At 40.0% G+C, this 24,984-nt stretch carries 21 protein-coding genes; 18 read left to right on the top strand and 3 right to left on the bottom strand.

The window, feature by feature from the left end:
* Positions 1-298 precede the first annotated feature (298 nt).
* The 14 genes from EIZ48_RS03280 to wecA (EIZ48_RS03215) all read left to right on the top strand — a co-directional run bounded on the left by EIZ48_RS03280 (position 299) and on the right by wecA (EIZ48_RS03215) (position 16,000).
* On the top strand, positions 299-1,495 hold the full coding sequence (locus tag EIZ48_RS03280) for an O-antigen ligase family protein (protein ID WP_160648684.1): 1,197 nt from the start codon (positions 299-301) through the stop codon (positions 1,493-1,495).
* Between the two features lie 31 nt (positions 1,496-1,526).
* Positions 1,527-2,651: a hypothetical protein gene (locus tag EIZ48_RS03275; protein WP_160648683.1), complete on the top strand. Its 1,125-nt coding sequence runs from the start codon at positions 1,527-1,529 to the stop codon at positions 2,649-2,651.
* Positions 2,652-4,314: 1,663 nt separating this feature from the next.
* Positions 4,315-5,349: a GDP-mannose 4,6-dehydratase gene (gmd, locus tag EIZ48_RS03270; protein ID WP_160648682.1), complete on the top strand. Its 1,035-nt coding sequence runs from the start codon at positions 4,315-4,317 to the stop codon at positions 5,347-5,349.
* Positions 5,346-6,278, top strand: a complete 933-nt coding sequence (locus tag EIZ48_RS03265) for an NAD-dependent epimerase/dehydratase family protein (protein WP_160648681.1) — start codon at positions 5,346-5,348, stop codon at positions 6,276-6,278. Before gmd ends, EIZ48_RS03265 begins: the two co-directional genes overlap by 4 nt.
* Positions 6,278-6,685, top strand: a complete 408-nt coding sequence (locus tag EIZ48_RS03260) for a hypothetical protein (protein WP_160648680.1) — start codon at positions 6,278-6,280, stop codon at positions 6,683-6,685. The genes EIZ48_RS03265 and EIZ48_RS03260 overlap by 1 nt, the downstream gene beginning before the upstream one ends.
* A complete protein-coding gene (locus EIZ48_RS03255; RefSeq protein WP_160648679.1) occupies positions 6,685-7,251 on the top strand; it encodes an acyltransferase in 567 nt (188 codons plus the stop codon). The genes EIZ48_RS03260 and EIZ48_RS03255 overlap by 1 nt, the downstream gene beginning before the upstream one ends.
* Positions 7,244-8,338, top strand: a complete 1,095-nt coding sequence (locus EIZ48_RS03250) for a DegT/DnrJ/EryC1/StrS family aminotransferase (protein WP_192928445.1) — start codon at positions 7,244-7,246, stop codon at positions 8,336-8,338. Before EIZ48_RS03255 ends, EIZ48_RS03250 begins: the two co-directional genes overlap by 8 nt.
* Entirely contained in the window at positions 8,328-9,140 is an 813-nt protein-coding gene (locus EIZ48_RS03245; protein WP_160648678.1) for a hypothetical protein, read from the top strand. The genes EIZ48_RS03250 and EIZ48_RS03245 overlap by 11 nt, the downstream gene beginning before the upstream one ends.
* 2 nt (positions 9,141-9,142) lie before the next feature.
* Entirely contained in the window at positions 9,143-9,592 is a 450-nt protein-coding gene (locus EIZ48_RS03240; RefSeq protein WP_160648677.1) for a GDP-mannose mannosyl hydrolase, read from the top strand.
* 40 nt (positions 9,593-9,632) lie between these two features.
* Positions 9,633-11,045 (top strand): mannose-1-phosphate guanylyltransferase/mannose-6-phosphate isomerase, encoded by a 1,413-nt coding sequence (locus tag EIZ48_RS03235; RefSeq protein ID WP_160648676.1) that lies wholly within the window; start codon positions 9,633-9,635, stop codon positions 11,043-11,045.
* A gap of 6 nt (positions 11,046-11,051) precedes the next feature.
* Complete coding sequence (gene cpsG, locus EIZ48_RS03230) at positions 11,052-12,416, top strand: phosphomannomutase CpsG (RefSeq protein WP_160648675.1); 1,365 nt, start codon at positions 11,052-11,054, stop codon at positions 12,414-12,416.
* A gap of 58 nt (positions 12,417-12,474) precedes the next feature.
* Positions 12,475-13,221: a glycosyltransferase family 2 protein gene (locus tag EIZ48_RS03225; RefSeq protein WP_160648674.1), complete on the top strand. Its 747-nt coding sequence runs from the start codon at positions 12,475-12,477 to the stop codon at positions 13,219-13,221.
* Between the two features lie 10 nt (positions 13,222-13,231).
* Positions 13,232-14,398 (top strand): nucleotide sugar dehydrogenase, encoded by a 1,167-nt coding sequence (locus EIZ48_RS03220; protein WP_160648673.1) that lies wholly within the window; start codon positions 13,232-13,234, stop codon positions 14,396-14,398.
* 480 nt (positions 14,399-14,878) lie between these two features.
* Positions 14,879-16,000, top strand: coding sequence for a UDP-N-acetylglucosamine--undecaprenyl-phosphate N-acetylglucosaminephosphotransferase (gene wecA, locus EIZ48_RS03215; protein WP_160648672.1), 1,122 nt, complete (start codon positions 14,879-14,881; stop codon positions 15,998-16,000).
* 104 nt (positions 16,001-16,104) lie between these two features.
* On the opposite strand, the gene EIZ48_RS03210 is transcribed toward wecA (EIZ48_RS03215), so the two are convergent.
* Together EIZ48_RS03210 and wecA (EIZ48_RS03205) are read right to left on the bottom strand one after the other, a co-directional pair.
* On the bottom strand, positions 16,105-16,278 hold the full coding sequence (locus tag EIZ48_RS03210) for a hypothetical protein (RefSeq protein WP_160648671.1): 174 nt from the start codon (positions 16,276-16,278) through the stop codon (positions 16,105-16,107).
* Between the two features lie 237 nt (positions 16,279-16,515).
* Complete coding sequence (gene wecA, locus EIZ48_RS03205) at positions 16,516-17,613, bottom strand: UDP-N-acetylglucosamine--undecaprenyl-phosphate N-acetylglucosaminephosphotransferase (RefSeq protein ID WP_160648670.1); 1,098 nt, start codon at positions 17,611-17,613, stop codon at positions 16,516-16,518.
* A gap of 426 nt (positions 17,614-18,039) precedes the next feature.
* Between wecA (EIZ48_RS03205) and EIZ48_RS03200 the strand changes: the two genes are divergently transcribed.
* From EIZ48_RS03200 to EIZ48_RS03185, 4 genes are all read left to right on the top strand, one after another.
* On the top strand, positions 18,040-19,458 hold the full coding sequence (locus EIZ48_RS03200; protein WP_160648669.1) for an MBL fold metallo-hydrolase: 1,419 nt from the start codon (positions 18,040-18,042) through the stop codon (positions 19,456-19,458).
* Positions 19,459-19,600: 142 nt separating this feature from the next.
* Positions 19,601-20,767 carry a nucleotide sugar dehydrogenase gene (locus EIZ48_RS03195; RefSeq protein ID WP_160648668.1) on the top strand — a complete coding sequence of 389 codons (1,167 nt, stop codon included), beginning with the start codon at positions 19,601-19,603 and terminating at the stop codon, positions 20,765-20,767.
* A gap of 240 nt (positions 20,768-21,007) precedes the next feature.
* A complete protein-coding gene (locus EIZ48_RS29040) occupies positions 21,008-21,328 on the top strand; it encodes a hypothetical protein (protein ID WP_075764114.1) in 321 nt (106 codons plus the stop codon).
* A gap of 130 nt (positions 21,329-21,458) precedes the next feature.
* Entirely contained in the window at positions 21,459-22,781 is a 1,323-nt protein-coding gene (locus EIZ48_RS03185) for an IS4 family transposase (protein ID WP_160648667.1), read from the top strand.
* Positions 22,782-22,892: 111 nt separating this feature from the next.
* Here the strand turns inward: EIZ48_RS03185 and mnmC are convergent, their stop codons facing one another.
* Positions 22,893-24,908: a bifunctional tRNA (5-methylaminomethyl-2-thiouridine)(34)-methyltransferase MnmC2/FAD-dependent 5-carboxymethylaminomethyl-2-thiouridine(34) oxidoreductase MnmC1 gene (gene mnmC / locus EIZ48_RS03180; RefSeq protein WP_160648781.1), complete on the bottom strand. Its 2,016-nt coding sequence runs from the start codon at positions 24,906-24,908 to the stop codon at positions 22,893-22,895.
* Positions 24,909-24,984: the final 76 nt, after the last annotated feature.

The raw sequence follows: 24,984 nt of genomic DNA, 5'->3' as shown, positions 1-24,984 counted from the left end.
TAAAAATCTTTTAAAGTAGATTTTAAGAAATCGCACACGCATTATAGAAATAATAGCTAGCTATTTTGAGTCCGTTCTAGGAAAGGAGTTCTGAATAGTTAGTTAATTCGATTATAGTTAATATTTGAAGTAATGAACAGTGCTTAATAGTTTAGTGAAGCTGTAGAAAAGTAAGATGATGAGTAGTTACACTATGTTATAGTTGCCATTTGTATCGATATGAGCCAAAACTTAAAGGTGGATAAGAAAAGCTATATATATTAAATGTACAATATATTTTTTGAGAAATCCGTCTTAAATGACATTTGAGTCTTCTTCCCGGGGATATTTAACTTATATTTATATGAACAAGAAGAGTATAGATTATTTTATATCAGGAGTAACAGTCTTAGTTATTCTTTTTTGGAGTCTTTTTGCAGGCGACTTTAGTATATTTGATGTTAAGATATTTTACTTCGCATTATTTATTTTTTTGCCTTTATTGACTGTCGTTTCATTTACAAGCGTAACGTACAAAAGTTCTTACTTAATTGTTTTCCTGTTATCGTCGATATTTTTCTTGATTAAAAGTTTTTTTATAGGCTATCCAGAACCATATTATCACTGGGTAGTACAAATGGTGATATGCTGTGCTTTGTTTGTATATGTTTCTGAATATTTAAATAGAGTTAACAATTTTGCATTTTTCAACGGATTAATCTCTTCATCGATTTTGTTGTTTTTATTTCTATTAGTTGGGATGTTGCTATTATCAGAAGGTGGAAGAGGGAATTTTGTATTTGGACCAAATATATTATATCGAGTATTTTCAATATTAACATTACTTGTATTTTTTGGACTCTATTCAAAAGGAAAAGTTAGCCTTATAAAATTACTTTTTGTTTATATCTTGTGTGCATATGCATTATATAAGACAGGCTCTCGTGGGTCTTTAATCAGTATGATTATTGTATTAGTTGCAATGGTGCATTGTTATCTTGGTAAAATTAAACTTAATAAATTTATCTTTTTTTTACCATGTGCTGCTATTTTCGTAGTGATTATATACCAGTTAAATTCAGATATGATATTACAATCAAGATTTTCAAATTTTGATTATGAAAATAATCTTTCTTTGGCATTGCGAATCAATCCTCACATTGCCTTTTTTTCCAATCCATTAGATTACTTACTAACATTTGGAATTGACTATGATCAATTCTATCAACAATTTGGACATGAACAGTTTCCGTATCCTCATAACATCTTTTTAGAACTTATCTTTTTCTATGGAATTTTTGGTGCTTTCTTTTCTGCCTTTATAATTATATCAATGATGAAAGCAACAAAAAAAGTAATAAATAGTGATTTTAATGTCTTCTGCTTATTTTATTATATTTCAATGATCATTTTCTTTGGGGCTTTATTTTCAGGCAGTTTGCTTGATAATTATGTTTTTTTATCAGCAGCTTTCCTGTTGAAATGGTTAGAAAATCGAAGTTGTAATAAGAAATAGTCAAATAACGTACTATGCTGGTTGTTTTAACATGAAGAATGTACTAAAAAGCTTCTCTCTGAATTTTACTTCAGTTGCAGTAAATATTGGTATTTTTAATATAATACTCTTGCCATATCTTTATGATTTGAATAATGAATCATATTTGCAGTTTACTTCTTTACTATATGGGGCTCTATTTTTTGTACATTCGCTAAATAGCACTGCTTTCAACTATGCAGTCATTAATTGTAATAAAAATAAGTTTGATGTATCTTTATTTTTAGTGTTTTTTGTCGTATACGCTATCGCATCGTATGTCATATCTGATAGTTTTTTCATGTTTCTATTCTTAGTCTCTTTATATATTTACGACACGGTTATCAATTGGTTAAGAATAAAGGAACTAGATTATGCCGTTGCTGCAGTTAATATAGTGAACATGCTTGTTTTATCGGCTCTAGTTATGTTATTACAGGTTGATGTATTGTTATCTAATATCATAATAAGTGTGATTCTTTCTATATTATCACTCGTGTTTATATTTTCAAAGAAAACGGTGAAATTTATAGTCGATTTTCAAGGATTGAGACATTATAAAATCTCAGCTTTGCTATATAATTCATCTCCTGTTTTAAGCCGTTATGTTGATAAAATACTCGTTCTGGGTTTTTTTGAAACAAAGGTGCAATTAATCGCTTTACCAATAATATCAATGTTAGGTATCGTTATGCTTCCTATCAGCATTGGTTCAAAGGTCTTGATGCGTTCCTATAAACATAGCGCTAGTTCTTATAACTTGAAGTTGGTATTATTGTTATTGTTAGTTAGTTTAAATGTATTGATTTTAGCAACATCAGTTGGTGTGAGCTATTTATATAACATTGAAATTGATTTTCTTGTATTTATAGCAGTATTTCTTATGTGCTTAAGTAAAATTTTTAATATTTTGGACTTACTAAATTATTCGCTATTTAGTCGTCTCCTTGAATCTAATGAGTTTATTACTAAATTTACAATACTAATTTTATCGCTGACTTTTGCTATTGTTTGTCTTTTAAATCTGCTGGTTGGGGATTTAAACTTATATTTTTTATTCTTGCTACCATTAGCTTTCTTTCTAATAGTGACTTCACAACTTATTTTTTTAAATCGTTCAGATTTATCTAAAACCTAAGTTATAGATAATGAAATTATTCCACTCAAAGATAAACATGAAAGAGAAAGTGTAAAATAGTAAAATCTCATGTTAGGTTAAACCGAACTTTCATTATTAACGATTACTATTGGATTTTATGCTTCATATTTGGGGATTTAAGGTAAGTTATCTTGTTGCAGCTTATATAAATGTGTTGATTTTATCAGAACTTAACAAAGCACCTGAAATATATATTATGTGTTTTTTCATCAAGCCTGCTTTATGATGTTGAGTTGATGAATTTTGATGCTAACATCTCGTAAAGTGATTAATTTGCTTCAGAGCTTGTATCATATATTGAACACAGAAAATTAAACTGAAAACGTCGTACGATGAGAAGTAATAGTGAAGATGCCTCTATTCAAATAGTTTTAACATCAGAAATTCACAATAAAAATAAGAGACCTAAGGATTACATTGTTAACTATTCCTATTGGGTTTACTGAGCTAATAGATATGTAACCCACACAAAAGCAAGTTATTTAATGTGTTTAAGCATTTTTAAATCATAATTTATTAAATATAAATTTACTAATAATATGAGGTTCATTATCAGTAAAGGTGAATGGAATTGTACCGCTGGTTTTAGCGATACTAGCTTAGCTTTAAATGATTATCTTGCCTTTATCGAAGTGGATTTCCTCCGATATAGAGCCTTATATATTGATGATGACTGTTCGATCAAAGTTACAATAGAGTTTCATCGATTGTATGAACGATTCTTATCTACTGTCTGATGGAAGAAGTTATTATTATAGATGGAAAATATAAAGATCATTATGAATGCTGTTATCATTGGTCAGCAATATGTTGAAAAAAACAATGAGACCATTTTTGTCTTAACTGTTTTATGGCCAGATTTCTGCTTAAAATAGATACAATGTGCATCTATAAGAAAATTGTCTAAAATAGCATCGAAAAGAAGCGGATTCCTGCTTGCAGTAAATCAAATCAAGTTTCGCTGAAAAATGGTTTTGATTGTAGGAGCTGGTAAAATTTGACAGGATTTCTTACAGCGCTGAAAGATAAATTACGGGCTACAAGAAACAATGGATCTGACGAAGAGATATTTGTCTGTTTTTAATAATAATGAATTTGAGAGGCCCGTGTCGTATTCGATGGGTATTGTTGAGCCCAATCAGATAAGAATGAGTATACGGGACAGAGCAAGATGTGAGTTATTAGTTCAAGATATATTGAGGTAGTTACTCATCACAGCTAATAGATTGATCATGGATAAAATTTCTAGAATATGTGTCGTGTGCGAGAATGGATGAGCGAGTGGAAGTTTTTGTTAGAGGCTGGTAGATATATTTTAACTTTTAAAAAGTGAAACAACAGGTACAGGTAACACTCAGCGTAAACGAGAGAAGTATGCGTTGAACCTTCTCAAAAGCCCTTTATTACGGGAATGTTCATATGGTTCTATACCTGAGGTTTGATTATTTTGATGCTGATATAAGGAATAAGGCGTAAAGGACATCTCAAATGTAACTTATGCCAAGTTCGCATCAAATATTATTATATTGTCAATGTTATTAGTTTGAGTTTTATTTTTTGCTTTTGATCAAGTGAAAAGATTTATTAACTTATTCTTCAACGAGACATGGTTTATTTAACTGTTCTTATTTTGTGAGAGTATATGAAGAAAGCATTTATTACAGGTGTAACGGGTCAAGATGGTTCATATCTTGCTGAGCTACTATTGGAAAAAGGATATGAAGTACATGCAATACTACGTCGCTCATCAGTATTTACGACACCTAGAATTGATCATCTGATGAACCATGATAGATTTTTTACATATCATGGTGATCTTACAGATTCAAGTAATTTACATTCTTTATTGGCAAAAATTAAACCAGATGAGGTTTATAACTTAGCAGCACAGTCACATGTTGCCGTATCCTTTGATGTGCCTGAATATACTGCAGAGGTCGATGGTGTTGGAACAATCCGACTTCTTAATGCAATTAAAGATCTTGGCATAAAGACTAAATTTTATCAGGCATCGACTTCTGAATTATTTGGTGGTTTACCTGATACAGCCCCACAAAGCGAGTCAACACCGTTCTATCCTAAATCTCCTTATGGTGCAGCAAAAATATATAGTTATTGGGTAACGGTTAACTATCGCGAGTCATACGGAATGTTTGCCTGCAACGGTATTCTGTTTAACCATGAGTCACCTCGCCGAGGCGAAACGTTTGTAACTAAGAAGATAACACAAGCTGTAGCAAAGATTTCTCAAGGCCGACAAGATGTATTAAGGCTTGGAAACATGGATGCTAAGCGAGATTGGGGTTACGCAAAAGATTACGTTGAAATGATGTGGTTAATGCTGCAGCAAGACAAGCCTCAAGATTATGTAATCGCAACTGGTGAGACATATACAGTTCGTCAGTTTGTTGAGTTTGCTTTCGAAGAAGTAGGAATCTCGTTAGAGTGGCAAGGTGAAGGCGAGAATGAGTGCGGTATTGATAAGGAAACGGGTAAAGTCGTTGTTCAGGTAGACCCAAAGTATTACCGCCCAGCTGAAGTTGAACTGCTTTGGGGAGATGCAAGTAAAGCCGAGAAGGAACTTGGTTGGAAAGCAAAAACCTCATTACGAGAGCTCGTTAAAATTATGGTCCAGTATGACCTTAAATATGATGTATATGGTGGTGATTTGACATGATTCTTGTAACAGGAGCAACAGGTTTTTTAGGAAAGAGAGTTTGCAAACTTCTTGAGTCTCAAGGCCTTGAATTTACAAAGACGTCGCTAAGTTTAGGCTTAGATTTAAGAGATAAAGATGCAACTCTAGCATTCTTTGAAAAAATTCGACCGACATACGTTTTAAATTGTGCGTCTTTTGTAGGCGGTATTCAGTTTGGTGCTAAGCACCCTGTTGAGCTGTTTCAAAATAACCTTCAAATAACGTTGAGTTTGTTACATGCTGCAAACGAAGTTGGAGTGAAAAGGGTTGTAAATCCAATATCTAACTGTGCCTACCCAGGTAAGGCAACTTTATTCAAAGAAGAAGAATTCTGGGATGGGCCATTACATGATTCGGTTTTAGTATACGGTTTCGTTCGTAAAGCATTTTGGGTTGGATCTTGGGCATATGCTCAGCAGCATAACATGGATGTGATGAATATTATTCTGTCTAACATGTATGGACCTGAAGACCATTTCGAAGAAGAACGTTCTCATGCTCTGGGTGCGTTAATCATGAAATTTGTAAAAGCCAAACAAAATAATGAGCCGTTTGTGAATGTTTGGGGCTCAGGTAAGCCTGTGCGTGAATGGTTACATGTCGATGATGGTGCAGAAGCTATGGTGCGAAGCATAAAAGCAGATGCAACATTAGAACCTGTAAATATCGGAGTAGCTGAAGGCATATCAATTATAGATATGGCTAAACAAATTAGTGCTATTGTTGGCTATGAAGGTGAGATCAAGTTGGATCCGACCAAGCCAGATGGTGCACCATATAAAACTGTTGATGGTAGTAAAGGTGAAGCTCTGCTTGGTTGGAAACCCCAGATTCAATTTGAAGATGGTGTAAAGGCGACTATTCAGTGGTATTTAAAAAATATTGTAGACAATGAGGAAAACAAGTAATGGCTATTAATGAAATCAAAGAAGGTGAACTTGTTCTTGCTCGCCACATTCCTGCTGAAAATGCTTGGGCTGGAAATCTGAATTTTTTCTCTGTAGATGAGGAATACATTCAAGTAGGTACTTGGGGGTATGACGAAGGTAAAGAATTACTTGCTCATACACATAATGAAGTTGTGCGTGAGGTTCTTTGGACTCAGGAAGTACTCTACATCCGTAAAGGGAGTGTTAAAGCTGACGTGTACAACACTAAAGATGATAAAGTTGCTGAATTGATAGCTAAAGAAGGTGATGTATTAATTCTCCTTCGCGGCGGACATGGCTACCATATTTTGGAAGATGGTACTCAAGTTCTTGAAGTTAAAAACGGTCCTTATGTTGGGGCTGATGCAGATAGAAGACGTTTGTAATGTCAGAGAATATATTCTTCGACTTAAACGACCTTAAGAAATGCGGTAAGAATGTCATAATAGGTAAAACAGTACGAATTCGCTATCCAGAACTTGTTGAGATCGGCGATAACGTTATTATCGATGATTTTACCTATATTTCTACAGCTTTGAAACTTGATTCCAATGTTCATATAGCGTCAGGTTGTAAGATAATTGGTGGGCCTGAATCGAATGTAGAGTTCGGGAAATATTCAACACTAGCACCTAATGTTGTTGTAGCTGCTGGAAGTGATGATTATATTGCAGGAATAGCAACCCCTATGATTCCTGCGGAGTATAAAGGTAATGTTGAGGTTAGTAGTATTGTGTTTGGCAAACACTGCATCGTTGGCTCAAACTCAACTATTCTCCCTGGTGCGCACTTTGACGATGGTGCATGCCTTGGTGCCCAGTCATTGACAAAAGCTCCTTTAGCCGCATGGAACTTATATGCGGGGATCCCAGCTAAACAAATTAAGAACAGAGATAAAGATCAAATTTTATCTTTAGAATCACAGTATTTGGAAAGTAAAAAAAATGTCTGAATTTATAATGCAAATGCGTCCATGGTTTGGTGATGAAGAGAAAAAAGCCATCAGTGAATATATGGATGAAGATGGTTTTATCACAGAGTTCAAAAGAACAGAGAAGTTCGAGCAAATGATAGCCGAATATACAGGGGCTAAACATTGTATCGTTGTTAATAATGGTACAGTAAGTTTGACTTTAGCAACAATGGCAGCCGGTATCAGTGCTGGTGATGAAGTTATTGTGCCGAATTTCACAATGATCGCGACACCAAACTCAGTGAAAATGTATGGTGCCGAGCCTATTTTTGTTGATGTCGAGCGTGAAACTTTGTGTTTGGATATTGATAAAGTTCGAGCTGCAATTACTCCAAAGACTAAAGCGATTATGCTGGTAACAGCAAATGGACGTTATCCTAAATCAGGTGTAGAGGCATTTATTGCCTTAGCTAAAGAACATAACCTAAAACTTATCGAAGACTCTGCGCAGTCTCTGGGATCGTTTTATCCAGATGGCCGTCATATAGGCACTGTCGGTGATGTTGGTAGCTTTTCGTTTTCTGCTCCTAAAATTATATCGACTGGTCAGGGCGGCTGTATTGTTACTAATGATGATGCAATTGCAGCAAGAGTACGCCGTTTGAAGGATTTTGGTCGCAGTGGTGGTGGAAACGACATTCATAGTGAAATCGGGTTCAACTTCAAGTTTACTGAATTGCAAGCATGCATCGGCATTGAGCAGATGAAGAAGCTTGCATGGCGAGTAGAGCGCAAAAAAGAAATACTCAAACGCTATCAGTCAAACTTGAAAGATGTAACTGCCGTTCGCTTCTTTGAACAAGATTTAGATTCTACAACTCCTTGGTTTATCGATGTTATGGTCGATCGAAGAGAAGAACTACAGGATTCTTTAAAGGCGAAAGGTATTGGAACTCGAGTTATGTACCCGCCAATTAACAAGCAGGAAGCATATCAGTTACCAGGTGAGCATGAAGTATCTAATCTTGTGGGTGAAGAAGGTCTATGGTTACCTTCAGCTGGACAGTTAACCGACAAAGAGATAGATAGAATCTGCCGTGCAATAATAGAGTTTTATGATGAATAGTAATGTTATGCCATCAACAAATGATTTAGCTGTCTTAGTTCTATCATGTGATAATTACTCTGATTTGTGGCCTATATTCTTTAAACAATATAAAAAGTATTGGAATCAATCGGAATTTAAGCTCTATTTAGCCTGTAATGAGAAATCATCCAATATTGATGGTGTTGTAGACGCAAAATCAGGTCCAGATATTGATTGGTCTACTAGCTTGAAAAAATCTTTGGTCAAAGTAGAAGAAAATAATGTTCTTATAATGATCGATGATGCTTTTTTAAAAGAAGAAGTTAATCATCAAGATTTTCTAGAACTTTATAACAGGTTTCTAGATTCCAATATGGATTACCTAAGACTTAAGAATTCACCGTTGCCTGATATTAAAGTTGATGAACTTGTTGGTCAAATATCCCCGGGGTCATTATATAGAACTGCATTATTTCCTTCTGTTTGGAAAAAAGATGTTTTAATAGATATTCTAAAGCCTGGTGAAAGTGCTTGGGAATTTGAACTGAAAGGAAGCGATCGTTCTGATATTTATTCTGAATTTTATAGTGTACACAATGATGTTTTTAAAATCATACATGGCGTTATAAAAGGAAAGTGGCATCCTAAGGCTTTATCTGATTTGAGGAAACTTGATGTTGAAGTTAACCAAGAAAGGGAAGTTCTAACTTTTAGAGAAGTACAGTTGTTAAATGTTGGAACATTCAGAAGTAAGATTCTTAAGTTATTTCCCAACTCGGCTAGAAAAAATATAAGAAGGTTTGTATATAGTAAGATTTTAAATAAGGAATGGTTTTCATAGATATGTTTTTTTTGGATAAAAACGAGTTTTGTTCTGTGATAAAAAATTCCCCATTAGTATCTATTGACCTTGTGGTTAAAAATTCTCGAGGAGAAATTCTACTTGGTAAGCGTATAAATAGGCCAGCCAAAGGCTATTGGTTTGTTCCTGGTGGACGTATCTTAAAAGATGAAAGTATCAGTCAAGCATTTAGTCGGATCACTAAAATTGAGTTAGGTGTAGAAATTAGCTTAGAGCGTGCTAATTTCCTTGGACCTTATGAGCACTTTTATACCGATAATTTCTTTGGTGATGAGTTTAGTACCCATTATGTAGCGCTTGGTTATGAGGTTGAACTGAATCTTACTTGTGAGCAGTTACCAGAACAGCAGCATGATCATTACCGCTGGTTCACTTTGAAAGAAATACTTACAGCAACTGACATACACAAGCACTCAAAATGGTATGTGTAACAACAGTTAATGTAGTAAAAGTAAAATTTACGGAGATAAAATGATTTTACCAGTGATCATGGCGGGCGGTTCAGGGTCCCGATTGTGGCCTTTATCGCGTCAACTGTTTCCTAAGCAGTTTCTTTCCTTAAATGGCGAACATTCAATGTTGCAAACCACTGTACAGCGTTTAAGTGGTATTTCTCATGCGCCAGCTATGGTGATCTGTAATGAAGAGTACCGTTTTATTGCTGCTGAGCACCTACGTTTAGGTGGTTTTGATCATAGTGGCATTATTTTAGAACCTGTTGGACGTAATACAGCACCTGCGATTGCCTTAGCAGCTTTACAGGCTTTGAAAAATGCTGAACAAGGTGAAGACCCCATTTTACTGGTACTTGCAGCAGACCATCTGATAGAAAACAATCAAGCTTTTCAGTCTTCAGTTCAAAATGCTATACCTTTTGCTCAAAGCGGACAGTTAGTTACTTTTGGTATTGTTCCAACTGCACCTGAAACGGGTTATGGCTACATTAAAGCAGATGCGAGTGAAGATGATGCTTTTGTTGTGAATAAGTTTGTGGAAAAGCCAGACCTTTGTACGGCTCAAGGCTATCTTGAAAGTGGCAACTATTACTGGAACAGTGGCATGTTCATGTTTAAAGCATCTCGATATATTGAAGAGCTTAAAAAGCATCGCTCAGATATTCTAAGAGCATGCGAAAAATCCATGGCCGCCACAGCTCCTGACATGGATTTTATCCGTGTTGATAAAACGGAATTTGAAGCATGTCCTGATGACTCGATTGATTACGCTGTAATGGAAAATACTGACAGTGCAATGGTAGTGCCTATGGATGCTGGTTGGAGTGATGTGGGTTCTTGGTCTGCGCTGTGGGAAGTATCAAATAAAGATGCTAATCAGAATGCAACTAAAGGAGATGTGATCACAGTTGATTCATCAAACAGTTATATTCACGGCGAAAACAAATTGATTGCGACTGTTGGTATCGATAACCTCGTGATTGTTGAGACCAAAGATGCTGTTCTGGTTGCAGCTAAAGATAAGGTGCAAGATGTAAAATCTGTTGTAATGCAATTAAAAGAAGCAAATCGCGTAGAGCATAAACTTCATCGTGAAGTATATCGTCCATGGGGTAAGTATGATTCGATTGATTTTGGCAAACGAGATCAAGTTAAACGTATTACTGTAAAACCTGGTGAAAAGCTATCTATTCAGATGCACCATCACCGTTCTGAGCACTGGATAGTGGTATCAGGTACCGCCAAAGTAACCATCGGTGAGAAAACCATTCTTGTAACTGAAGATGAATCTACCTATATTCCTTTAGGTACTATTCATGCGTTAGAAAACCCTGGAAAAATTCCTTTGGAAATGATTGAAGTTCAGACGGGCAGCTATCTTGGAGAAGATGATATTGTACGCTTTGAAGACCGCTATGGTAGGAGTTAATAAGTAATGAGTAAACTCACTTGTTTTAAGGCATATGATATTCGAGGCCAGCTTGGTGATGAATTAAATAATGATATAGCGTATCGAATTGGTCGTGCTTTTGGTCTGCATCTACAACCTAAAACTGTGGTAGTAGGAGGTGATATACGATTAACTTCAGAAGAACTTAAACTTTCCTTGGCAGAAGGCTTAATGGACTCTGGTGTTAATGTTATTGACATCGGTATGACTGGTACAGAAGAAGTCTATTTTGCAACTAAAAACCTTGGAGTTGATGGTGGCATTGAAGTTACAGCCAGTCATAACCCTATAAACTACAATGGTATGAAATTGGTTCGTGAAGATGCAAAGCCAATAAGTGGTGATACCGGACTTCATGATATTCAAGCACTGGCTGAGAAGAATGAATTTCCAGAAGTTACTCAACGTGGAACATTTATCAAGCAATCCAACTTAGTGCCCTATGTTGATCATCTGATGACTTACATCAATCTGAACAATATTAAGCCTATAAAGTTGATAGTGAACGCTGGTAATGGGACCGCGGGCCAGGTGATTGATGAAATCGAAAAACGCTTTGGAGCATTAAATGTACCAGTAGAATTTATCAAAATTCATCATGAAGCGGATGGTCACTTTCCAAATGGTATCCCAAATCCATTGCTTCCAGAGTGCCGGGCTGATACAGCTAATGCTGTCATCAAACATAAAGCTGATATGGGAGTTGCTTGGGATGGTGATTTTGATCGTTGTTTCTTTTTTGATGAGCATGGCGAATTCATTGAAGGCTATTATATAGTTGGTTTATTAGCAGAAGCTTTCTTACAAAAAGATGCAGGTGCTAAAATTATCCATGATCCGCGTTTAAGTTGGAACACCATTGATGTAGTAAATGCTGCAGGAGGTAAGCCAATAATGTCGAAGACAGGTCATGCCTTCATAAAAGAGCGTATGCGTAAGGAAGATGCTGTGTATGGTGGTGAAATGAGTGCTCATCACTATTTTCGTGATTTTTCATATTGCGACAGTGGCATGATTCCTTGGTTGCTAGTAGCTGAATTACTTTCAGTTAAAGGTATGAATTTATCTGAAGTGGTAAAAGAGCGAATTGAAGCGTATCCATCTTCGGGTGAAATAAACTCTAAACTGCGTAATCCGCAAGGGGCAATTGCACGAGTTCGAGCTAAATTTGAGCCAAACGCGCTTACCGTTGATGAAACAGATGGTATTAGTCTAGAGTTTAAAGAGTGGCGCTTTAATCTTCGTTCCTCAAATACAGAACCTGTTGTTCGTTTGAATGTGGAATCTCGTAATGACATCCAATTAATGAAATACAAGACAGAAGAGTTACTACAATTACTTCGCCGGTAATAATCTTAATTATGAATATCAGGCTGTTGAATGACAGCCTATTTTTTATAGGTTCTATATGAAAGTTTCTATTATTACTCCTACATATAATTCAGAAGAATGGATAATACAAACATACGAGTCAATTGTTAATCAAACACACCATAACTGGGAGTGGATTATTACAGATGATTGTTCATCAGATGAAACTTTGAAAGTGCTCGAATATTTATCTAATAATGATGATAGAGTTAAGGTTTTTTGTAATAGAAAAAATAGTGGGGCGGCGGTATCAAGAAATAATTCAATCGAACATGCTCAAGGTGATTTTTTAGCCTTTATAGATAGTGATGACCTCTGGTTACCTAATAAGCTGGAATCACAGATTCATTTTATGGGAGATAAGATCGACTTTTCTTTTACAGCGTATGAATTAGTTGATGGTTCTGGCAAAAAACTAGATAAATTGGTTGATAGTAATCAGAGTGGATCCTTTGATTATCATGATATGTTAAAAAAGAAGGCGACGTTGGGTTGTTCAACAGTGATGCTTCGAAGAATTGCGTTTAATGATATTTCTATGCCATTACTGAGGACTGGTCAGGATTATGCGTTATGGTTAAAGCTATTAAGAACAGGTTCAAGAGCATATGTGCTAAATGATGTTTTAACTCAGTATCGCATTTTACCAAATTCAATTTCACGCAATAAAATTAAGAAAGCTAAAAGGCAATGGCAAATTTATAGAGAAATTGAAAAATTGTCATTTAAAAAATCGTTGGAATGTTTTTCTTTTTACGCATATAGGGCAATTTTTAGAAAATAAGGTAAAGATCATGAAAATCGCTATTGCAGGTACAGGCTATGTTGGCTTGTCAAATGCGATGCTGTTAGCCCAGCATCACGAGGTCATTGCTGTAGATATTATCGAAGATAAGGTACAACTACTCAATGATAAAATATCACCAATTGCGGATATGGAAATTGAAGATTTTCTAAACAAAAAAGAGCTGAATTTTACGGCTACATTAGATAAAGTATTAGCATATAAAAATGCTGATTACGTTGTGATTGCTACGCCAACAGATTACGATGCAGAACATCATTACTTCAATACTTCATCTGTTGAAGCAGTAATTAAGGATGTTATTGAAATTAATCCTAGTGCGGTGATGGTTATTAAATCCACGATTCCTGTCGGCTACACTAAGCAGATTAAAGAAAAACTAGAATGTGATAATATCATTTTCTCTCCTGAATTTCTTCGTGAGGGCCGTGCATTATACGATAATCTTTATCCATCTCGTATTATCGTGGGTGAGCGTAGCGAGCGTGCTCGATTATTTGCCGATTTGTTGATTGAAGGTGCGATAAAAAAAGACATTGATGTTCTATTCACTGATTCAACGGAAGCAGAAGCGGTGAAACTCTTTTCAAACACTTACCTCGCTATGCGTGTTGCTTACTTTAATGAGTTGGACTCTTACGCGGAATCTCATGGCTTACATGCGCGCCAGATTATTGAAGGTGTAGGGTTAGATCCTCGCATAGGCAACCACTACAATAATCCATCATTTGGTTATGGAGGATATTGCTTACCGAAAGATACCAAACAGCTTCGTGCTAATTACCGAGATGTACCAAACTGTCTAATTGGGGCGATTGTTGATGCAAATACGACTCGTAAGGACTTTATTGCCGATTCTATTATCAGCCGTAACCCAAAGAAAGTGGGTATTTATCGCCTAATTATGAAGTCGGGGTCTGATAACTTCCGTGCATCCAGTATCCAAGGCATTATGAAGCGCGTCAAGGCTAAGGGTATCGAGGTCGTTGTGTATGAACCAGTGTTAGAAGACGAAGAGTTCTTCCACTCTACGGTAATTTCAGATTTGGAAGAGTTCAAGGCAATGTCGGATGTGATTGTATCTAACCGTATGGCCACTGAGCTTGAAGATGTGGTGGACAAAGTTTATACCCGTGATCTGTTCGGTAGCGACTAAATCGCATAAACTTGAATTTTGCTAATACCTAGGTCTATTGGCATGTTTTTCAGAATTTAGCGTTATTTATACATTCTTGTGGGAATAGCGTGTCTCTTGGTCGTAATGCTATCAATGTGTTCATGATTGGGCCGTGCCTAGGCTTATATTTCTAAATCTGGTGTTGTAGAGTGTGGTGATGCATCCCTTATTCGTGGTGAGTTTCATTTTATGACTGCAAAGGTTGAATAAACTGTTAAAGCATTCCATATGGTTGGTAAGCTCTATGACGGTGGTGATAAACTCAGATGTTTAAATACTTTAATTGAATATAATCTACGATATAAACTCTGGAAAAAGATTTTAGAATACACCCGAAGATTATGAACTGTGGTGAAAAAACATTAAAGTTATCCAGCTAGGGGGAATTGGTTAATAAGTATTGTCATCATAATTTACTCGGACCAGAAACCTCGAACCTTAAAATTAAAAAGTAACTTTATGCCTACCGCTTATATTTTTGTTTTTCTCGCTTCGTTTTGCAGCCTATTCATATTTCGAAAAGTGGCAAAGCGTATTGGTTTGGTCGATAAACCAAATGCTCGTAAACACCATCAAGGGGTTATTCCTCTTGTTGGTGGGGTCTCTATTTTTACTACGTTATCTTTCGCTTTTACGATATTTTCTGACATAACGCCTGATACAATTATGTTTTTAGTTTGTGCCACGATTTTGGTGATTACTGGTATTATTGATGATCGCTACGATATTAGCTTCAAGCTGCGACTTATTATTCAGGCTGGTGTGTCGTTTGCGATGATGCTGATTGGTGATAAGAGCTTGCATAATTTGGGTTACTTGATGGGCAGTGAAGCTATCGAGTTATCCGTTGCTGCAAGTTACTTTATTACCGTACTTGGTGTTATCGGTGCGATTAACGCTTTCAATATGGTCGATGGAATTGATGGGCTACTTGGCGGTTTGGCATCTGTAACTTTCGGTGCGCTTGGCTTCGTGTTCTTAGTTGATGGGAACATGGATTTGGCCATGACTTGTGGTTTGATCGTGACTGCAATTGTGCCATATATTATGTTAAACTTGGGCTTCCCACTAGGGCGCCGGTTTAAGGTCTTTATGGGGGATGCTGGTAGTATCTTTATTGGTTTCACTGTGATTTGGTTGCTGATTGAAGCGACTCAAGGTGAGAATAATACCTATATTCGCCCGGTAACAGCTCTATGGGTTATAGCGATTCCTCTGATGGATATGGCAACAATCATGGTCCGCCGAATTCGTAAAGGCCAATCACCGTTTAGACCGGATCGTGAGCACCTTCACCATATTTGTCAGCGTATTGGGCTTTCGTCAGGTATGTCGCTGTTTGTGATATGTACAATGGCTATCGTCATGGCAGGTGTTGGTATTTGGTCTGATATGGAGAAGATCAGTGAATCAGTAATGTTTGCTAGCTTCTTAGGTGTGTTTGCGGTTTACTTCTTTGTGATCAGCCATATCTGGCGTATTATTACCTTTATCCATAAGCTGTTTGGCACGAATAGACCCATTGATTTTAGTTTAGAAACGCAAAGTCAAGCTCCACAACAAACAAACTCAGAAAAATAAAATATATGCGGTAGCTAAGAGTGTTCGTACTTATGCCCTGTTGTAATTGGCTAAATAACAACAGGGCTTATTGCTATTAAGTGCTTTAATGAACATTGTTCTACTTACTTCAAATATTCCTGCCTTCTATCTTCTCGCCTCATCGCCTTCGATTGTCTGTCGTATTTTTCAAGCTCGTCAAGAAATAGAGCCCCCTTCAACAGGTATATAAAGCCTGCCTCGAAGATTGCATCAAGAAGTTTTTCTACACTCCAGTTGAAAGTTGTGCTTTTTTGCATACATCCTTCCACTAACAGAGCTCTTGCTATAGTCATGCTTTCGGTAATTTGACCGTAACGCGATATCGGCTTAAGTCACTGAAAACACAGCTGTGCCACTGTGGAGCATCAATGAAGTGTAGCTTTTCTATCAGAGGATGTAAGTAGCAGTTGTGAGACGGCTTAAGATTATGTGATCTATAGAGGTTACTGTTTTTACCTAAGCCATTTCAAGATGTTAGTTTTAGCGAGGGTTAATTAGCTTCTGTTTTCTCTGTTAGCTCTTTTACTGAATATTTCTGTCATATTGATGTTGATCTTGCGAAGAAATGCCGTGATCCGCCAAATATGTGTGATAGACAAGTAGTAGGTCACGAATAGCGTGAGGAAGGCGCTGAACATGATTGATTCACTCACCTTCGCTTGCTCACCAAGCACGCCGATATATGCAAACAGTGATGCCAAGCCACATATCGCAAGCAGGGTCATTCTTTGGGAGAGGCCAATGCGTTGGCAAATATGGTGAAGGTGCTCACGATCTGGTTTGAAAGGTGACTGGCCTTTGCGGATACGCCGGATCATTATGGTTGTCATATCCATAAGTGGAAGCGCAATTAACCACAATGCCGTTACAGGTCGAAGTGGTGTGCTTTCACCCTGAGTCCCGTTGACCAAAAGCCAAATGACGGTGAAGCCAATGAATACGCTTCCGGCGTCGCCCATAAATACCTTGAAGCGCTGCCCGAGTGGAAAACCAAGGTTGAGCATGACATAGGGTATCGTTGCGATAACGATAACCAAACAGAAATGATAAAGATCGAGTTGATGGTCTAGCCAGAACAGATAGCCGAGTGATGAAAAGGTGACGGTAGCCAGCCCGCCTAGCAGCCCGTCTATGCCATCAACCATGTTAAAGGCATTAATGGCTCCGAGCACGGCTAGAGTCGTGACAAGGTAGCTCAATGGAGTGTTTAAGGTTAAGTTGCCGAAGCCCAGTAAATTACCGAGGCTTGCGAGGTACAGGCTACCAAATTTAATCATAATGATAGACATCATTACCTGGATGACAAGTCGCGCTTTGAAGCTAATGTCGTATTTGTCATCTATCGCGCCAGTGAAAACCAGTACCGAAGCACAGAACAGGTAAAGGTTAGTGTCTCTGGCAAGGTCTGGCGTCATGAATAGCGCAAGCGTTACGGTGCCAAAAATCGCGAGACCGCCGATAAGAGGAATGCTTCCAAGGTGTTGCTTCCTTCCTGATGGAACGTCGACGAGCTGGATCTTTTTCGCTACCTTTCGTAGCACAAACAGGCTGGCGAAAGAGAAGATAAAAATCAGAGCAAGTCCACTGTCCATAGGGATGACCTTTTAGATATAAGCAAAAAACTGACACATGTTATATCTATTACGGATGACATTAAAGTTACATATGCAATAAGTGGTTAGCTTAATTGGTAAAAGCGAGTAAGGTAACGTTTTAGATATGTTTATTGTGTCTTTTTAAAATTTTTTACTAGTCTTGTCGAATTGGCAATGCACTATTTTATTGTACATTGCTTAGTGAAATTTTATGTATCAATGCAAAGTGTGTCAAAATTGCTATTGTCTTTTTTTTAAGACTGTTGGCTGCCGTTTATCACGTTTATCTTTCCCCTAGTACTATATCGCTCGCATGAATGGTTTTTTTTCCGTGATATGTCTCTAGCAAAATATTGTGCATGCTTACCCTTCGTTATGCTTTTGCCATCATCGATTCAGGCTCACAAACCACAGGGCAATAAAGTGAACATTATCCACCATGGCGCTCGTACTGGCGTTACGGGCTCGTGTCATGAGATACGAATCGGTAATTACGGACTACTGATTGATTGCGGCTTGTTCCAGGGAGAGGAAGGCGGGCGTCTGCTAGATATTGATTTTCCGATAGAGCATATACGTGCGCTATTGCTGACACATTGCCATATCGATCATGTTGGGCGTTTGCCCTGGTTATTGGCGGCGGGTTTCCGTGGCCCCATCTATGCGACAGAGGCTACGGCTGCGTTATTGCCGTTAATGCTGGAGGATGGCCTAAAAATCCACCTTGGGCTGAATAAGGTTCAGTGCAGCAGGTTTACACAATTGGTACAGCAGCTTTTAAAGCCTATTCCTTTTGATTGTCGTGTCGAGTTGGTTTTGCCTAGCAGTGAGTTGGTAAGTATCTGCTTTCGTCCTGCCGGCCATATTCTGGGGTCGGCCTATATCGAGCTTGTATTGCCGGAAGATGGGATGGTGAATCCCCCCTGCGGGCGTAAAGTCGTTTTCTCCGGTGATCTTGGTCCCTCTGATACTCCATTGCATGTTGACCCTCAACCACCTGAACAGGTTGATACACTGGTAATAGAAAGCACTTATGGTAACAAGCAGCATCAGTCTGTCTGTTTGCGAGAGCGGCACTTATCCTCACTCGTTGACCGTTCTCTTAAAGATGGCGGGGCAATATTGATCCCAGCATTTAGTGTAGGTCGTACTCAGGAGCTGCTGTTCGATATAGAGAGTTTGATTGCTAAGGCAATGACAGGTATCTCCAAGCAAGTTGATTCAACAGTGAAATGGCACCAACTTCCTGTGATCCTGGACTCTCCGTTGGCAATGGAAGTGACGCAGCAGTATGTGACGTTCCAGCGGCTATGGGCGAAAGAGGCCAAGCAGCGGGTGATCAGCGGGCGGCATCCCTTATCTTTTGAGCAATGCGTGACGATCAATCAGCACTCTGATCATATTGCGCTTGTTAATCGACTGAAAGCGACTGGAGAACCTGCGATTGTTGTGGCTGCAAGCGGTATGTGTGCTGGTGGCCGGATTATGAACTATCTTGAAGCCTTGTTGCCTGAATCCCAAACGGATGTAGTGATGGTAGGATACCAGGCGAGAGGGACTTTGGGACGCCAGCTTTTGGAGCAGCCTAAATCTGTTGATATTAATAATCGTCAGGTAGATGTGAATGCTGCTATCCATTCGCTGTCGGGGTACTCTGCTCATGCCGATCAAGACGATTTGGTTCAGTTTGTGGCTAATATCAAGCACGGTCCGTCGCAAATTCGGATTGTCCATGGTGATGTTGCCGCACAGGAAGCCTTGGCTCAACAATTGGCTGTGATAAAACCTGATTGCGAGATCATCGTAACAGCAACCGAAACGCAGGATTTATTGGTCGGATAATTTTAAGACGAGTTAAATATTCATGTCATAAAGCGTTAAAACGACTACTCTACAATAGTGACCTTATACAGTGCTTTATAAGTATTGTTAGAATATGAATTATTCCCTAAAAGCTGAAAATTGAATGATTTGAGGTTTAGTAATGCATATTACTGTTGTAGGAACAGGGTACGTCGGGCTGTCTAATGCCGTGTTGTTAGCACAGAACAATGACGTGATAGCTCTTGATATTCTTGAAGACAAAGTAAGCCTAATCAATCAGCAAATTTCTCCTATCGAGGATAAAGAAATTAGCGAGTTCTTGGCGGGGCGAGACTTAAGCTTAGTTGCCATGATTGATAAGCAGTGTGCTTATGAGAAAGCTGAGTATGTGATCATCGCGACACCGACCGACTATGATCCGGTGACAAATCACTTTGATACCTCCTCGGTCGAAAGTGTGGTTAAAGATGTGATGGTAGTCAATCCCGAAGCGGTGATGGTCATCAAATCTACGGTACCTGTTGGTTATACCGAGCGAATCAAACAAGAGCTCGGTTGTGAGAACCTTATTTTTTCGCCTGAATTCCTGCGTGAAGGGAAGGCACTGTTAGATAATCTTTATCCTTCTCGGATTATCGTGGGTGAGCGCTCAGAGCGTGCAAAGCGTTTTGCAGAGCTTTTGGTACAGGGGGCGGTAAAAGAAGATATTGAGGTGTTGTTTTCGGAATCGACCGAAGCCGAGGCGGTAAAACTATTTTCTAATACATATCTTGCTATGCGGGTGGCTTACTTTAACGAGCTGGACTCTTACGCTGAAAAACATGGCCTCGACAGTCGCCAGATCATTGAGGGGGTAGGGTTAGATCCTCGCATCGGTTCTCATTACAACAACCCGTCTTTTGGTTACGGTGGTTACTGCTTGCCAAAGGATACCAAGCAGCTACTGGCAAACTACCAGGAAGTGCCGAACAATATCATTGGCGCTATTGTGGAGGCGAACAGAACCCGTAAGGATTTTATTGCCGATTCGATCATCAGCAAGCGGCCGAACGTGGTGGGTATTTTTCGGCTGATCATGAAGAGTGGTTCTGATAACTTCCGAGCCTCTTCAATTCAGGGCATCATGAAACGTATTAAAGCGAAAGGTATAGAGGTTGTTGTGTATGAGCCTGTGTTACAGGAAGAGGAGTTTTTTAACTCCCAGGTGATCACTGACCTTGAGCAGTTCAAACTCATGTCAGACGTGATTGTTTCAAACCGTATGGCGTCAGAGTTGGAAGACGTTGTCGATAAGATTTATACCCGCGATTTGTTCGGAGAAGATTGATTCGCGAACATCAAGTTCGAGTACCGAGAAGAGAGTGGCGAGACAGACGGTTAACAAATTTAACTGGCTTTCTCGCCTTCTTGCTTTCTCGTCTCACATTTCGTTTCTTTTTGTCCTACCCTTATCACTTTCTCATCTTTGAGACTATCAAAATCTCCTAGCTAACTCGCCCCTCAATCCCGGTAACTCTCCTATACTTACACTCATATCAATAAACTCGCTTATGTATTCGGGGATGATATGAATAAATCAATAATTGCACTTTTTTGTGCCGGGATGATGAGCATGTCTGCATGTGCGGCAGACGCGACTAGTTCGCAATCAGCCTCTAGAGCTGCGACTAATACCTCGACGGCTACATCGGTGAATGCGGCTTCTCAAGCTACGGCTGAAGCTAAGGGAACGGCTGCCGGAATTGATACCGCGATGGCGGCCTCTGCGGGTGGTTTAACGGCGACAGTATTAGCTGTGGGTGTAGCTGCAATCGTTATTGGTGTGGCGGTGTCAGATACCGGCGGCGGTGACGATCCGGCACCACCGGTAACTGTTCAGGCGGAGTAGGAATTATTCGGTTTTAGTTCCCTCCTCTTATGAAGGGGAGGGCTAGGGTTAATGCCGATCGTTTTAATTAGTTGAACGATCCTTCCAAGGCTACATAATCGGTCACAACTATAGTTGTGGCCGATTTTTTATGTCTGAATTTTCCAAAGAACTGCAAATTACCGCTGAGTTTTGCCAAGACCATTATATCGATGCTTTCAGTAAACACATTCCTGTTGAATGGATAGAAGAAGCGGTACAACAAACGGGTAAGGCATCGGTTCGAAGGCGGCGTTTTCCTGCCGAACAGGCAGTCTGGTTGGTCCTAGGTATCGGTTTACTTAGAAACCGTTCCATTCAGGATGTTTGTGACAAGTTAGAGCTTGCTTTTCCTGATGCTAAAGGTGAACTACCACCATTAGCGACGAGCAGTATAATCAAAGGAAAGGAAAAGCTGGGTTTTGAGCCCTTAAGATACCTGTTCAAACTGACTGCTTCTCAATGGGAAAAACAGCATAAATTCGATGAGGTATGTGGACTAAAAGTGTTGAGTGTCGATGGAACTCAATTTAAAGCGCAAAATACACCTAGTAATCAAGAGTTTGGCTTTGCGCAACGTTCGGCGTCATTCCCTTCAGTTTTAGCTGTGACTCTCATGTCAACTCGCAGTCATGTATTGTCTGATGCCGCATTTGGCCCCGTATCAAATAGTGAAATCCATTACGCTCAGCAATTGGTAGGCTCGGCACCAGATAACTCGCTGACCTTATTCGATAGAGGCTTCATGTCAGCAGAGCTGTTCATGAGTTGGGAAGGCTGTGGAGAAAATACTCACTGGCTTACACCAATTAAGTCCAAGATGAACTATGAAATTATTGAGTCCTATACAGATTACGACCATCTAATAGAAATGCCCATTTCCCCACAGGCTCGAAAGCAAGCGCCATACTTGGGGAAAACATGGCGAGCCCGGCTTGTTCTCATTCCTTCACCTAAAGGGGAAATTAAAGGCTTTATCACATCTTGTCTCTGTCCAAAGGCTTATCCGTTAAAAGAGATACTGGATGTGTATTGGCAACGCTGGGAAATCGAGCAAGGATACGGTGAACTCAAGCAGTACCAACTGGCGAACAAGCCCATTCTGAGAAGCTTAAAGAAAGACGGTATTTATCAGGAAATTTGGGGGATTTTAATCTCCTATAATATCGTTCGGCTTGAAATGGCGGCGATGGCGAAAGAGCACAAAGTCGAGCCATTACGGATCAGTTTTATCAATGCTCTCTATCTAATACAGGATGAGTTTATCTGGTGTGATGGCCGAAGCCCAGGGACGATACCGAAGAAATTAAAAGCACTGAGAGAAAATGGTAAAAGGTTAATCTTACCGAGAAAAAGAAAGAGACTATCTTACCCACGGGCAGTGTTAAAAAGACCAGCTAAATACCCCAGTAGAGAAAAAGCCACTCGCTCTTAAGCGAGTGGCATTAAGGGCTAGGGTGGGGTTGAACGAACTCCCTCCCAGCCTCCCCCTTGAAAAGAGGGAGGGGCATATTCGCTATGTCTTATCTCACCGTTCTTGTTTCTCTTACAGCTTCTTCCCTTTAACCAACCTGCGTACCCACATCCGTCCCGGGTGCAGGGCATCAAGCACATCATTAGGAAGTGGCAGCGGATCGCCGCAGATCTGTGATGCCAGCAGTTCACCCAGTAGGGGAGCTGAGCTTAATCCGCGAGAGCCTAGGCCTATCATCGAATATAAGTTCGGATAAGTTGGAACACTCTCTGCGCTGTCTTGTTGTTCTCTCAAATCAGCATATTGCTCGATCAATGTCTCATAGTTGCAAACATCGCCGACAAACGGCAGGTGGTCACGACTGGCACAGCGAACGCCAACGCGAGCCTGCTTATCAGCCATATCGATCTCTGCTGGCCAGTTGGCATCAGGCAGGCAGTCAACCAGTCGCTGCTTGTTATCAGCATGCTCTTCCTCGCTGAATGTTAGATCGGTACTGCCGCGGCGGTAGCTGGCGCCAATGCAGTGGCTTTGAGTTGCAGTGTTGGCTGGTGTGAGGTAGCCGTCATAGCAAAGCACCGTTTTTAGCTGCGATAGTGAATCATTGGTGGGGATATGGCTGACCTGCCCCCTGACCGAATAGGCGGGAATGGCCTGAGTTTGTTCAAATTCTGCAAAACGGTGACCGTTGGCAACAATAACCGCTGCATGTTGGTATTGGTTTGCCGCACTATCAGTGAGTACCCAGCCGATTTGATCATCGTGCTGAGTAAGTTTGCAGATATCTGTATTGCTTTTAAGTACCAAGCGACCACTTTCTTGTGCTAGCTGAATGAGGGCGCAGGTGAGCTCCTGCGGGCATAGCCAGCCGCCAAGCGGGTAGCTTACGCTGCTATGGGCCGACGGGATGCCGGTAACTTGTTCGGTCTGCTCGGCATCTAGCTGTCTGATCAGGGTGTTGGGAAACCCGCCCTCCATCATTTTTCCGAGCTTTTTCTCTGCTGTTTCATTCCAGGCTAGCTGGGTGACACCACACCAGTCATGGGCAAAGGATTTTTTCTCGGCAGCTTGTTCGACAAACTGACGGGCATAGAGGAAGGCCGGAGCAAAGAAGCGAGACAACGCATCGTTAGAGCCATTAAGCAGAGGATAGACTGCGCCCTGGCGATTCCCCGAGGCGCCTTCAGCCGGCAGAGGATCGGCACAATATAAGGTAACGTCCATTCCACGGCGAACCAGCGATAATGCCGTGGTTGCCGAGCCGACACCGCCACCGATAATCGCTATATTCCGGGTATGTTCAGCGCTGGTGCGTGCATACCAAGGTTTATAGTTCGCCTGGTGCTGGCGTTGGGTTAGTGTGCCTGCCAGCATTTCCCGTTTGGTGCCAAAGCCCTTCACCTTGCTCATTTCGAAACCAGCGTCGATCAAGCCGCGTCGAACAAAGCCAGCTGCGGTGAATGTGGCGGTGCTACAACCGACGCGCGCCAGTTTGGCCATGCCGTCAAACAGGTTCTGATTCCACATCTCCGGGTTTTTGCTCGGCGCGAAACCATCTAAGAACCAGGCATCCACGATACCGTCATCATTGGTCCATACTTGAGGCATACACTCTTTGATATCGCCAAACCAAAGGTCAAGGGTGATCATGCCGTCTTCCAGCACAATACGCTGGCAATCGGCAACGGCTGGCGGGTAATGGGCATGGAGCTGTTCGGCTAGTTCGGCCAGCTCGGGCCAGGACTGGTGTGCCTTGATTAAATCGGCTTTGGTAACCGGAAATTTCTCAAAGCTGATAAAGTGAAGCTCTTTGGTGGCTGCATCCGGGTTAGCCTTGCGAAAGGCTTTGAACCATTGCCAGACAGCCAGGAAGTTGAGCCCGGTACCAAAGCCGGTTTCGGCCACGACAAAGCGGCGACGGTTGAAGGTTTCCCAACGTTCGGGTAAGCCATTTTGTTTGAGAAAAACATAGCGTGTTTCTTCCAACCCATTGGTATTGGAGAAATAAACATCGTCAAAGTCATTGGATACCGGGGTACCGGACTCGTTCCAGTCAAGAATGGCATTTTCAATGCGCTTGTTAGACAACTCAGACAAAGGGAAACCTCATGTAAATGGTGTAACAGATATCGTGATGGTCTGAATCTGATTGGCTAAGCTACAG

This window comes from Photobacterium alginatilyticum, from assembly GCF_009910675.1.
Lineage (GTDB): Bacteria > Pseudomonadota > Gammaproteobacteria > Enterobacterales > Vibrionaceae > Photobacterium > Photobacterium alginatilyticum.
This window is presented reverse-complemented; position numbering and strand designations above follow the sequence as displayed.

Excerpts from the sequence above, each read along its gene's own strand:
- EIZ48_RS03240 (WP_160648677.1), top strand. The coding sequence starts at position 9,143 with ATGTTTTTTTTGGATAAAAACGAGTTTTGTTCTGTGATAAAAAATTCC.
- EIZ48_RS03245 (WP_160648678.1), top strand. The coding sequence starts at position 8,328 with ATGATGAATAGTAATGTTATGCCATCAACAAATGATTTAGCTGTCTTA.
- EIZ48_RS03250 (WP_192928445.1), top strand. The coding sequence starts at position 7,244 with ATGTCTGAATTTATAATGCAAATGCGTCCATGGTTTGGTGATGAAGAG.
- cpsG (WP_160648675.1), top strand. The coding sequence starts at position 11,052 with ATGAGTAAACTCACTTGTTTTAAGGCATATGATATTCGAGGCCAGCTT.
- EIZ48_RS03255 (WP_160648679.1), top strand. The coding sequence starts at position 6,685 with ATGTCAGAGAATATATTCTTCGACTTAAACGACCTTAAGAAATGCGGT.
- EIZ48_RS29040 (WP_075764114.1), top strand. The coding sequence starts at position 21,008 with ATGAATAAATCAATAATTGCACTTTTTTGTGCCGGGATGATGAGCATG.
- EIZ48_RS03265 (WP_160648681.1), top strand. The coding sequence starts at position 5,346 with ATGATTCTTGTAACAGGAGCAACAGGTTTTTTAGGAAAGAGAGTTTGC.
- EIZ48_RS03260 (WP_160648680.1), top strand. The coding sequence starts at position 6,278 with ATGGCTATTAATGAAATCAAAGAAGGTGAACTTGTTCTTGCTCGCCAC.
- wecA (WP_160648672.1), top strand. The coding sequence starts at position 14,879 with ATGCCTACCGCTTATATTTTTGTTTTTCTCGCTTCGTTTTGCAGCCTA.
- EIZ48_RS03280 (WP_160648684.1), top strand. The coding sequence starts at position 299 with ATGACATTTGAGTCTTCTTCCCGGGGATATTTAACTTATATTTATATG.
- EIZ48_RS03210 (WP_160648671.1), bottom strand. The coding sequence starts at position 16,278 with ATGCAAAAAAGCACAACTTTCAACTGGAGTGTAGAAAAACTTCTTGAT.
- wecA (WP_160648670.1), bottom strand. The coding sequence starts at position 17,613 with ATGGACAGTGGACTTGCTCTGATTTTTATCTTCTCTTTCGCCAGCCTG.
- gmd (WP_160648682.1), top strand. The coding sequence starts at position 4,315 with ATGAAGAAAGCATTTATTACAGGTGTAACGGGTCAAGATGGTTCATAT.
- EIZ48_RS03185 (WP_160648667.1), top strand. The coding sequence starts at position 21,459 with ATGTCTGAATTTTCCAAAGAACTGCAAATTACCGCTGAGTTTTGCCAA.
- EIZ48_RS03195 (WP_160648668.1), top strand. The coding sequence starts at position 19,601 with ATGCATATTACTGTTGTAGGAACAGGGTACGTCGGGCTGTCTAATGCC.
- EIZ48_RS03235 (WP_160648676.1), top strand. The coding sequence starts at position 9,633 with ATGATTTTACCAGTGATCATGGCGGGCGGTTCAGGGTCCCGATTGTGG.
- EIZ48_RS03220 (WP_160648673.1), top strand. The coding sequence starts at position 13,232 with ATGAAAATCGCTATTGCAGGTACAGGCTATGTTGGCTTGTCAAATGCG.
- EIZ48_RS03275 (WP_160648683.1), top strand. The coding sequence starts at position 1,527 with ATGAAGAATGTACTAAAAAGCTTCTCTCTGAATTTTACTTCAGTTGCA.
- EIZ48_RS03225 (WP_160648674.1), top strand. The coding sequence starts at position 12,475 with ATGAAAGTTTCTATTATTACTCCTACATATAATTCAGAAGAATGGATA.